This is a genomic window from Intrasporangium oryzae NRRL B-24470 (assembly GCF_000576595.1).
In the GTDB taxonomy this organism is placed as follows: Bacteria; Actinomycetota; Actinomycetes; order Actinomycetales; family Dermatophilaceae; genus Intrasporangium_C; species Intrasporangium_C oryzae.
In genome coordinates this window covers 23,118-33,746 of record NZ_AWSA01000046.1, presented here as the reverse complement: position 1 = coordinate 33,746, position 10,629 = coordinate 23,118, and the positions used below count along the sequence as shown (strand labels likewise).

Annotated in this window: 7 protein-coding genes; 6 read left to right on the top strand and 1 reads right to left on the bottom strand. The window is 72.2% G+C overall.

Going from position 1 to position 10,629, the window contains the following annotated elements; translation table 11 throughout:
* The coding region (locus N865_RS23085; RefSeq protein WP_034808615.1) for a hypothetical protein at positions 1-255 on the top strand (255 nt) is incomplete at its 5' end.
* A gap of 64 nt (positions 256-319) precedes the next feature.
* Positions 320-1,534 carry a 1-deoxy-D-xylulose-5-phosphate reductoisomerase gene (gene dxr, locus N865_RS17255; protein ID WP_034808613.1) on the top strand — a complete coding sequence of 405 codons (1,215 nt, stop codon included), beginning with the start codon at positions 320-322 and terminating at the stop codon, positions 1,532-1,534.
* A gap of 88 nt (positions 1,535-1,622) precedes the next feature.
* On the opposite strand, the gene N865_RS17250 is transcribed toward dxr, so the two are convergent.
* Positions 1,623-2,540, bottom strand: coding sequence for a hypothetical protein (locus N865_RS17250; protein ID WP_034808611.1), 918 nt, complete (start codon positions 2,538-2,540; stop codon positions 1,623-1,625).
* 182 nt (positions 2,541-2,722) lie between these two features.
* Between N865_RS17250 and N865_RS17245 the strand changes: the two genes are divergently transcribed.
* The 4 genes from N865_RS17245 (at position 2,723) to N865_RS17230 (ending at position 10,628) form a co-directional block, all read left to right on the top strand.
* Positions 2,723-4,069 carry a M50 family metallopeptidase gene (locus N865_RS17245; protein ID WP_034808609.1) on the top strand — a complete coding sequence of 449 codons (1,347 nt, stop codon included), beginning with the start codon at positions 2,723-2,725 and terminating at the stop codon, positions 4,067-4,069.
* A gap of 57 nt (positions 4,070-4,126) precedes the next feature.
* Positions 4,127-5,284 (top strand): flavodoxin-dependent (E)-4-hydroxy-3-methylbut-2-enyl-diphosphate synthase, encoded by a 1,158-nt coding sequence (ispG, locus tag N865_RS17240; RefSeq protein WP_034808607.1) that lies wholly within the window; start codon positions 4,127-4,129, stop codon positions 5,282-5,284.
* Between the two features lie 110 nt (positions 5,285-5,394).
* The gene (locus N865_RS17235) at positions 5,395-9,294 is read left to right on the top strand and encodes a Pls/PosA family non-ribosomal peptide synthetase (RefSeq protein WP_051510873.1); all 3,900 of its coding nucleotides are present in this window, start codon (positions 5,395-5,397) and stop codon (positions 9,292-9,294) included.
* Complete coding sequence (locus N865_RS17230) at positions 9,294-10,628, top strand: M1 family metallopeptidase (protein WP_034808636.1); 1,335 nt, start codon at positions 9,294-9,296, stop codon at positions 10,626-10,628. Before N865_RS17235 ends, N865_RS17230 begins: the two co-directional genes overlap by 1 nt.
* Position 10,629 lies beyond the last annotated feature (1 nt).

The following is a 10,629-nucleotide window of genomic DNA, read 5'->3' as shown; positions in this document are numbered from 1 at the left end:
CGCCTCGCCGAGGCCGGCATCGAGCCCCCGCGCGACCCGGCCACCGGCTTCCGCCCACCGGCGGCGACGGCCGCGGACGTCGACCCGGTCGACGTCCTCAACCCGGCCGCCCACGACGCGAGGACGCCCGACGGGTCACGGGCGACCGCTCCGGCCGGGGTCCTGCTCCCGCCACCGCATCTCGGTGTGCCGGCGCCGGCGTACGAACCGGACTGGGTCGAGTATCTCGGCCTGACGGTCATGAGCCTGCCCTGAGCCTGTCCTGACCCTGCCCTGAGCCCTCGGCTCGGCCACCGCGCGGGTGGTGGAGAATGCGCCTGTGACTGACGCGACCACCTGGCAACGCCCCCGCAGGGTCATCCTGCTCGGCTCGACCGGCTCCATCGGGACCCAGGCGATCGACCTCGTCGAGCGCAACCCCGACCGGTTCGAGGTCGTCGGCCTGTCGGCCGGGTCCAACCTCGACCTGCTCGCCGAGCAGGCCGTCGCCCTCCGCGTGCCCGTCATCGCCGCAGCGACGGAGGACGAGGCGGCCCTCGCCGCAGCGGTCGCCCGCGCGGCCGACCGAGCCGGCACAGCGGCATACGACCCGGAGCTGTTGACGGGGGCCGACGCGAGCGCGCGCCTCGCGGCGCGGGAGGCCGACGTCGTCGTCAACGGCATCACCGGCGCGATCGGGCTGGAGCCGACGCTCGCGGCGCTGCAGGCCGGCACGACGCTCGCACTCGCGAACAAGGAGTCGCTCATCATCGGCGGTCCCCTCGTCAAGCGCGCGGCCGCGCCCGGCCAGATCGTCCCGGTCGACAGCGAGCACTCCGCCATCGCACAGTGCCTGCGGGGCGGCCGGGCCGAGGAGGTCCGCCGCCTCGTCGTCACCGCGAGCGGGGGGCCCTTCCGGGGACGCTCGCGCGCCGAGCTCGCCGACGTGACGCCCGAGCAGGCGCTGGCCCACCCCAACTTCGCGATGGGCCGGGTCATCACGACGAACTCCGCCACCCTCGTCAACAAGGGCCTCGAGGTCATCGAGGCCCATCTGCTCTTCGACATCCCTTTCGAGCGGATCGAGGTCGTCGTCCACCCGCAGCAGATGATCCACTCGATGGTCGAGTTCGTCGACGGCTCGACGATCGCGCAGGCCGGGCCGCCGCGGATGCTCGTCCCGATCGCGCTCGGCCTGTCGTGGCCGGAGCGGATCCCCGACGCCGACGTGCCGGTCGACTGGACCCGGGCCCAGTCGTGGGACTTCGAGCCGCTCGACGACGACGCCTTCCCGGCGGTCCGCCTCGCGCGCCGGGTGGGCGAGGCGGGCGGCACCTGGCCGGCCGTCTACAACGCGGCCAACGAGGTCTGCGTCGATGCCTTCCACGAGGGGCGGATCGGCTTCGTCGACATCGTCGACACCGTCGCCCGGGTCGTCGATGCGTATGCCGCCGAGCCCGGTTCCCGGGTCGCCGACCTCTCGCTCGACGACGTCCTCACGGCCGACCGCTGGGCCCGGGCCGCCGCAAGGCACCTCGTCGCCCCCACCCCCTGACCGCCACCCCCTCACCTTCACCGCGGGTCGATGTATCTGCGCGGGACAGGGGGCGCGCGGATACATCGACCGGGAGAGCGGAGGGGCCTCAGGCGGCGCGGCGGTGCGTGAGCCCGCGCGCCACCTGCGCGAGGAACCGGTCCGTCTCGAGCCGCAGACCGATGACGTCGACCCGGAGGACGCGGTCTCCGGCCAGGGTCACGTCGTTCTGTCGGAGGTTGTCGCCGGTGACGGCGAGGCCCCACCGGTGCTGCGCCCCGTCCACCTCGACGACGAGGTCGTACTCGTCCCACGCCACGTCGAGGTAGATGCGTCCACCGGGGGTCTGCCGAACCACCTGTCGCGAGGGCTCAGGAATCCCGCAGGCGCGGCAGAGGCGGGCAAAGTCGAGCTCCCCGAGGCTCTGGACCCCGAAGGCGATGTCGCGGACCACCGCTCGGATGAAGGCGCGGCGGGTCCGCCCGCGGACCAGTCGTTGTGCTGCGGCGAGCCGTCGTGGGGTTGTGAGCCGTTGTTGGACGGCCATGAGCAGGATGAGGGCGGCCTGGCGGTCCGAGGCCGCCCAGTGCGCCGCCCGGACCGCCGCGACCTCGGGCCGGGTTCGCGGTATGCCTGCCTCGACGAGCTCGCCGGCCACCCGGCGGATGACCTTGTGGATCCGCACCCCGCTCAGGGGCTCGGTGTTGTGGTTGTGGACCGCCGAGAGGTGGATCTCGTCGTCGACATAGCCCCGCAGCCCGGCGTGCTGGAGCGCCGTCACGCCGTCGAGTGCGGCGATCTGCACCCCGGTCTCGAAGATCGCCGTCCAGCACAGCGAGGGGCTCGTGAGGGGACCCGTGTGGACGGCCACCGTCTGCCTTCCGGGGCACCGCCAGCGTCCGCCCGCGACCTCGGAGCGGATGTCGTGACGGGTGATGCCGAGAGCCGTGAGCTGGGCCCGGGAGACGACACCTCCCTGGTCGGCGGCCGCCTCGTTCGCCAACTGTCGACGGCGCATGCGTTCCATGCGAAGGAGCGTGGGCGGTGCGGGAGGTCCCGGGCGCCAAGGCGGTGGGCGGCTGTGGATCGACCGCGGGCTAGACGTCGGATGTGGACAGCGGTTCGATGTTCCAGCGGGGCCCAGAGGGTGCGGAGATACATCGAACCGGGGGTGGGGTGGGGACACAGCGGCGAATGTGACAATGAGGCATGTTGTTCGTCCTCGGGGTACTCGTCATCGTCGTCGGTGTGGCGCTGAGCATCGCGCTGCACGAGATCGGCCACCTCGTGCCCGCCAAGAAGTTCGGGGTCAAGGTGACCCAGTACATGATCGGGTTCGGGCCCACCGTGTGGTCGCGTCGACGCGGCGAGACGGAGTACGGCATCAAGGCGATCCCGCTCGGCGGCTACGTCCGCATGATCGGGATGCTGCCGCCGCGACCCGGTGACAAGCCCGGAGAGCTCCGCACCCTCTCGACCGGTCGGTTCAGCCAGATGGTCGACCAGGCCCGAGCGGACTCCATGGAGGAGGTCCAGCCCGGCGACGAGGACCGGGTCTTCTACAAGCTCTCGCCCGGTCGGAAGATCGTCGTCATGATGGGCGGGCCCCTCATGAACCTCCTCATCGCGGCAGTCCTGCTGACGGGCGTCATCACGCTCTACGGCCTGCCGCAGGTGGCCCCCAAGGTCGGCCTCCTCGCCGAGTGCGTTCCCTCGGCCACGCCGACCCTCCAGGTCCCGCAGCCCGTCTGCAAGCCGGGTGACCCGGTCGCCCCGGCGAAGGCGAGCGGCCTGCAGAAGGGCGACCGCGTGCTCACCATCGACGGGCGCGACGTGACGACCTGGGACCAGGTGTCGGAGGCCATCCGCGCCAGCCAGGGCCGTGCCCTCTCACTCGTCGTCCAGCGGGGCGACGGGAAGGTGCCGATCACGCTCAAGCCCGCCGTCATCGACCGTGCGACCTTCGACGCGCAGGGCACCCCGGTGGCCAAGGACGGCAAGCCAGTCCTCGCCTCCATGGGGTATGCCGGTATCACGCCCGGGCAGGAGCTCGTCCGCACACCCCTCGCCGAGGCGCCGAAGTTCGTGTGGGACCGCACGGTCGACACGGCGTCGATCATCGTCAAGATCCCGCAGAAGATGGCCGGCGTCGTCCAGGCCGCCTTCGGATCGGGGGAGCGTGACCCCAACGGCCCGATCTCGGTCGTCGGTGTCGGACGCATCGGCGGCGAGGTGGCCGCCATGGACATCCCGGCAGACGAGGGCGGCAACTGGCTCAAGATCGCCCAGCTCGTGCTGCTCATCGCCTCGCTCAACCTCGCGCTCTTCGTCTTCAACCTCATCCCGCTCCTGCCGCTCGACGGCGGGCACGTCGCCGGCGCGATCTGGGAGGCGGTCCGCAGGGGCTGGGCCCGACTGCGCCACCGCCCCGACCCCGGCTACGTCGACGTCGCCAAGGGCCTGCCGATCGCCTACGGCATGTCGCTCGTGCTCATCACGATGTCGGTCCTGCTCATCTACGCCGACATCGTCAAGCCGATCAACCTCTTCGGCTGACCGTCACCCGCCGCACGCCCGGACGAGGCGCGCCACGGGACGGGACATAATGGCGCTATGACGGTTTCTCTCGGCATGCCCTCGGCCCCCGCTCCGGTCCTCGCCCCGCGTCGCCCGACGCGTCAGATCAAGGTCGGCAAGGTGGGTGTCGGCAGCGAGTCGCCGATCTCGGTCCAGTCGATGACGACGACGCCGACGACCGACATCAACGCAACGCTCCAGCAGATCGCCGAGCTCACCGCCGCGGGCTGCGACATCGTCCGCGTCGCCTGCCCGAGCCAGGACGACGCCGAGGCCCTGCCGGCCATCGCCCGAAAGAGCCAGATCCCCGTCATCGCGGACATCCACTTCCAGCCGAAGTACGTCTTCGCCGCGATCGACGCCGGCTGCGCGGCGGTCCGCGTCAACCCGGGCAACATCCGCCAGTTCGACGACAAGGTGAAGGAGATCGCCAAGGCGGCCAAGGACGCCGGTGTCTCGATCCGCATCGGCGTCAACGCCGGCTCGCTCGACCCGCGTCTTCTCGCGAAGTACGGCAAGGCGACCCCCGAGGCCCTGGTCGAGTCCGCCGTCTGGGAGGCCGGCCTCTTCGAGGAGCACGACTTCCACGACTTCAAGATCTCCGTCAAGCACAACGACCCGGTCGTCATGGTCCGCGCCTACGAGCTGCTCGCCGAGCGCGGCGACTGGCCGCTCCACCTCGGCGTGACCGAGGCCGGCCCGGCCTTCCAGGGCACGATCAAGTCGGCGACGGCCTTCGGGGCGCTGCTCTCCAAGGGCATCGGCGACACGATCCGCGTCTCCCTCTCGGCTCCGCCCGTCGAGGAGGTCAAGGTCGGCAACCAGATCCTGCAGAGCCTCAACCTCAAGCCGCGCAAGCTCGAGATCGTCTCGTGCCCGTCGTGCGGACGGGCCCAGGTCGACGTCTACACCCTCGCCGAGCAGGTCACGGCCGGCCTGGAGGGCATGACCGTGCCCCTGCGCGTCGCCGTCATGGGCTGCGTCGTCAACGGTCCGGGCGAGGCCCGCGAGGCCGACCTCGGCGTCGCCTCCGGCAACGGCAAGGGCCAGATCTTCGTCAAGGGCGAGGTCATCAAGACCGTCCCCGAGAGCCAGATCGTCGAGACGCTCATCGAGGAGGCCATGCGCCTCGCCGAGGAGATGGGCGAGCCGGTCGACGGCGAGGGCTCCGCGCCGAGCGTCACGGTTCGCTGAACGGCGCGCCGGCGGACCGGTTTTCCTGACGGCTACGTGCCGTTCACGGGTCCTCCCTAGACTCGGTGCAGGCGGCGGAACGCCGCCGGCGCCGAGGCCAAGGAGGTCGCGTGCTCGACCCGCTGCTCGCCGGCCACCGCGCGCCGGCGCCACGGACGCTCATCGACATCCTCGACGTGACGATCGCGACCCATCCCGACGCGCCGGCCCTGGACGACACGCACTCGGAGCTGACCTATCTCGAGCTCGGGGTGCAGGTCGACCGGATGGCGCGCGGCCTCGTCGAGCACGGCGTCCGACGTGGCGACCGGGTCGGCGTCCGGGCCCCGTCGGGAACCCACGACCTCTACGTCGCGATCCTCGGAATCCTCCGGGCCGGGGCGTCCTACGTGCCGGTCGACGCCGACGACCCCCAGGAGAGGGCCGACCTCGTCTTCGGAGAGGCACGGGTGGCAGCCGTCGTGGGGCCGAGGCGGACCGTGCACACCGTCGGCCGGCCAGCCACGGCAGGCACGACCGACCTGCCCGATGTCGAGCCGTCCGACGACGCGTGGGTCATCTTCACCTCCGGTTCGACCGGAGTGCCGAAGGGGGTCGCCGTCAGCCACCGCTCCGCCGCGGCCTTCGTCGACGCCGAGTCGCGGATGTTCCTGCCGGACAGCCCGATCGGCCCGGGTGACCGCGTGCTTGCAGGCCTGTCGGTCGCTTTCGACGCCTCGTGCGAGGAGATGTGGCTCGCGTGGGCCCACGGGGCCTGCCTCGTGCCCGCTCCGCGCGCCCTCGTGCGCACCGGCATGGACCTGGGGCCGTGGCTGATCGCCCAGGGCATCACCGTCGTCTCGACGGTCCCGACGCTCGCCGCGCTCTGGCCACCGGAGGCGCTCGAGCCGGTGCGGCTGCTCATCTTCGGCGGCGAGGCGTGCCCGCCCGAGCTCGCCGCCCGCCTCGCGGTCGACGGGCGCGAGGTCTGGAACACCTACGGCCCCACCGAGGCGACCGTCGTCGCGTGCGGCGCCCGATTGTCCGGTCACGGACCGGTCCGGATCGGCCTGCCGCTCGACGGCTGGGACCTCGTCGTCGTCGGCGAGGACGAGCGGCCGGTCGCGGCGGGGGAGACCGGGCAGCTCATCATCGGTGGGGTCGGTCTCGCCCGCTACCTCGACCCGGCCAAGGACGCCGAGAAGTTCGCGCCGATGAAGACCCTCGGGTGGCAACGGGCCTACCGTTCGGGCGACCTCGTCGTCAACGACCCCGAGGGCCTCGTCTTCGTGGGTCGCGCGGACGAGCAGATCAAGCTCGGTGGCCGCCGGATCGAGCTCGGCGAGGTCGACGCCGCACTGCAGTCCCTCGACGGCGTGTCGGGCGGAGCCGCGGCGGTCCGGACGACCGGCGCCGGCACCCAGGTCCTCGTCGGCTACGTCGTCCGGAGCGAGCCTTCGGCGTTCGACCACGATGCCGCTGTGGCCCGCCTGCGCGAGGAGCTGCCGGCCGCTCTCGTCCCCGTGCTCGCCCCGGTGGACTCCCTGCCGACCCGGACGTCGGGCAAGGTCGACCGCAACGCCCTGCCATGGCCGCTCGACTCGACGGTGGACAGCGACGAGCCGAGCGATCTGAGCGGCGTCGCCGCCTGGCTCGCCGCCCAGTGGACCCGGGTGCTGGGCTCGCCGGTCCGTTCGCTCGATGCCGACTTCTTCGCCCACGGCGGCGGCAGCCTGTCGGCGGCCCAGCTGGTCTCCGTGCTCCGGGAGAGGTATCCCACGGTCACCGTCGCCGACCTCTATGCGCATCCCCGGCTCGGCGCGCAGAGCGAGCTGCTCGACGAGATGGTCCCCGAGGACGACGCGGTGCAGTCGAGGCAGGTCCGTCCCATCCCGCGCTCGACCCAGCTCGCACAGACGCTCATCAGCCTCGTCCTGCTCACCGTCAAGGGACTCCAGTGGCTCGTCGCCCTCCTCACGGCGACCGAGCTGCTGCGGTGGTTCGACCTCGCTCCCTGGGCCACTCCCGTCTCGTGGTGGCTCCTCGGGGCCGGCTGGCTCGCGTTCCTCACACCGGTCGGGAGGATGTCCCTCTCCGCGCTCGGGGCCCGGGTCCTGCTCCTCGGCATCGGGCCCGGCACCTACCCGCGGGGCGGCCGGGTCCAGATGCGCCTCTGGGCGGCCGAACGGCTCACCGAGGCGCTGGGGGCCATCACCCTCGCCGGAGCACCCTGGATCATCCACTACGCCCGGATGCTCGGTGCGACGATCGAGCCCGGTGTCGACCTTCACACCGTGCCTCCGGTCACGGGCATGCTCCGGATCGACGCCGGGGCGTCGGTCGAGCCGGAGGTCGACCTGTCCGGCTACTGGATGGACGGAGACGTCATCCATGTCGGTCGGATCAGGATCGGGCGCGACGCATCGATCGGTGCGCGGAGCACGATCGGTCCCGGCGTCACGATCGGCCGCCGTGCCGTCGTCGAGGCCGGCTCGACCGTGCTGCACGACGTCCCGAGCCGGGCGACCGTCTCGGGTTCTCCGGCGGGACGGGTCGCCAAGCCCCCCGCCTCGGGCTGGCCGACGGAGCGTCCGGGGCGACGCACCCGCTGGCTCGTCGCCTACGGCCTGTCGTCGGTGGCCCTGTCGCTCATCCCGCTGCTCTCCCTGCTCCCGGGGGTCCTCGTCGTCGGCGGGAGGCTGCGTGACGAGACGTCCTTCCGAGAGGCGGCGTGGACGGCATACGCCGCGGTGCCGCTCGTGACCGTGCTCGGGATGCTGACGCTCGGGGTGCTCACGATCGTCATCGTGCGGCTTCTCGGGCTCGGCCTGCGCGAGGGCTACCATCCCGTGCGCGGACGCGTCGGCTGGCAGGTGTGGATGACCGAGCGGCTGCTCGACCAGGCGCGCACGCTCCTCTTCCCCATCTACGCGAGCCTCTTCGCGCCGGTCTGGCTGCGCCTGCTCGGCACCCGGGTCGGCAAGGACGTCGAGGCCTCGACCGTGCTCCTCCTGCCGAGGATGACGACCGTCGCCGACGGCGCCTTCCTCGCCGACGACACGATGATCGCGGGCTACGAGCTCGGCGGTGGCTGGATGCACATCGCCCCGGCCAAGATCGGCAAGCGCGCCTTCCTCGGCAACTCCGGGATGACGGCCCCCGGAAGGCGGGTGCCCAAGTACGGGCTCGTCGCGGTCCTCTCCGCGGCGCCGGAGAAGTCCAAGGCCGGGTCGAGCTGGCTCGGCAGCCCGCCGGTCCGGCTCCGCCGTGCGGCGAGCGACGCCGACGCCGAGCGGACCTTCCAGCCCCCGCTGCGGCTCAAGGTGGTCCGTGGGCTCGTCGAGCTGTGCCGGGTCATCCCGGTCATGGTGACGGTCGCCCTTGGTGTCACGGTCGCCGTCGCGCTCGAGGCAGCCGTCCTGCGATGGGGAGCGTGGCAGGCCGCCGCGTTGGGTGGGCTGGTCCTCATCGTCGTCGGGGCCCTCGCGGCGGGAATCACGACCGTCGCCAAGTGGGCCGTCGTCGGGCGCATCGAGGCCGTCGAGCACCCCCTCTGGAGTCCCTTCGTCTGGCGCAACGAGGTCGTCGACACGTTCGTGGAGATGGTCGCGGGCCCGTGGTTCGCCTGGACCGCCACGGGGACGCCGGCCATCAACCTCTGGCTGCGCAGCCTCGGTGCGACGATCGGCCGGGGCGTCTGGTGTGAGACGTACTGGCTGCCGGAGGCCGACCTCGTGCGGCTCGGCGACGGGGTGACCGTCAACCGCGGATGCGTCCTGCAGACCCACCTCTTCCATGATCGAATCATGAGCATGGACACGGTGACCCTCGGCGACGGAGCGACCCTCGGACCCCACGGTGTGATCCTCCCGGCCGCCTCCATCGACGCCGGCGCGACGGTCGGTCCGGGGTCCCTCGTCCTGCGGGGGGAGTCGGTGCCGGCCGGGAGCCGCTGGACGGGGAACCCGATCGCCCCTTGGGTCGACGATCGCGCCCGTCGCGCGGTCCGGTCGAGCGCGACCGCCGGCTGATGTCGCAGACCCCGCGCGTCGGGCCGCCCGTCCTCGACGCCTACATCCCGGAGCGCGGCGACGGGTCGTACGTCGTGACCCACTACGACCTCGACCTCGACTACAAGGTGTCGAGCAACCGGCTGTCCGGCCGGGCGACGCTCGCCGTCACGGCGCTCCGTGACATCGACTCCCTGACCGTCGACCTCGTCGGCCTGCGCGTGCAGAAGGTGAGCCTCGACGGCCGGGCCGCCCGGTGGGCCCATCGCGGCAGCCGGGTCCGGGTGACGCTCCCGTCCCGGCTGGCGGCCGGTGCCGCCGCCCGCCTCGCGATCACGTATGCCGGCAGCCCGGGTCCCGCTCGCAGCCGCTGGGGGGAAGTGGGCTGGGAGGAGCTCTCCGACGGGGTGCTCGTGGCGAGCCAGCCGAGCGGCGCCGCCACGTGGTTCCCGTGCAACGACCACCCGCGCCACAAGGCGACCTACCGCCTCACCTTCGAGTGCGACTCGCCGTATGCCGTCGTCGCCACCGGCGCGCTCGTCTCGACCCGGGTCCGGGGGAGCCGGACGAGCCGCGTCTTCGAGCAGCGGCACCCCACGGCGAGCTACCTCGTGACGGTCCACGTCGGCCAGTACACCCGGTTCACCCTCGCCGAGTCGCCGGTGCGACAGGTGGTCGTCCTCCCCGCCGGGCTCGAGCGGCCGGTCCGGACCGACCTGTCCCGCCAGCCTCGGATGCTGGAGGTCTTCGAGGACCTCTTCGGCGAGTACCCCCACGACGACTACACCGTCGTCGTGACGGCGGACGACCTCGAGATCCCCCTCGAGGCCCAGGCCATGGCGACCTTCGGCCCCAACTGGCTCCTCGGACGGCACCGGGAGGAGCGCCTTGTCGCGCACGAGCTCGCGCACCAGTGGTTCGGCAACAGCCTGACGATCTCGAGCTGGAGCGACATCTGGCTCAACGAGGGCTTCGCCTGCTACGCCGAGTGGCTCTGGTCGGAGGCTGCCGGCGGCCCGACCGCGGACGGGAACGCCCGGACCCACTGGGCGCGCCTGTCCCGGCTGCCCCAGGACCTCGTCCTCGCCGATCCCGGTCCCGACCTGATGTTCGACGACCGGGTCTACAAGCGCGGGGCTCTCACGCTCCATGCCCTGCGGATCGCGTCGGGTGACGACGACTTCTTCGCGATGCTGCGCACCTGGGTCGACCAGCACCGCCACGGCACGGTCTCCACCGCAGCGTTCGTCGAGCACGCCACGGGACACCTGGGGGCCGACCGGGTCGAGGGGCTGCTCCGCGCGTGGCTCTGGTCCACACCGCTGCCCGGGCTCCCGGGACGACCCCTGCGCTGAG

Bases quoted from the DNA above. Each gene is read 5' to 3' on its own strand.
- N865_RS17250 (WP_034808611.1), bottom strand. From the start codon at position 2,540: ATGGAACGCATGCGCCGTCGACAGTTGGCGAACGAGGCGGCCGCCGAC.
- N865_RS17245 (WP_034808609.1), top strand. From the start codon at position 2,723: ATGTTGTTCGTCCTCGGGGTACTCGTCATCGTCGTCGGTGTGGCGCTG.
- ispG (WP_034808607.1), top strand. From the start codon at position 4,127: ATGACGGTTTCTCTCGGCATGCCCTCGGCCCCCGCTCCGGTCCTCGCC.
- N865_RS17230 (WP_034808636.1), top strand. From the start codon at position 9,294: ATGTCGCAGACCCCGCGCGTCGGGCCGCCCGTCCTCGACGCCTACATC.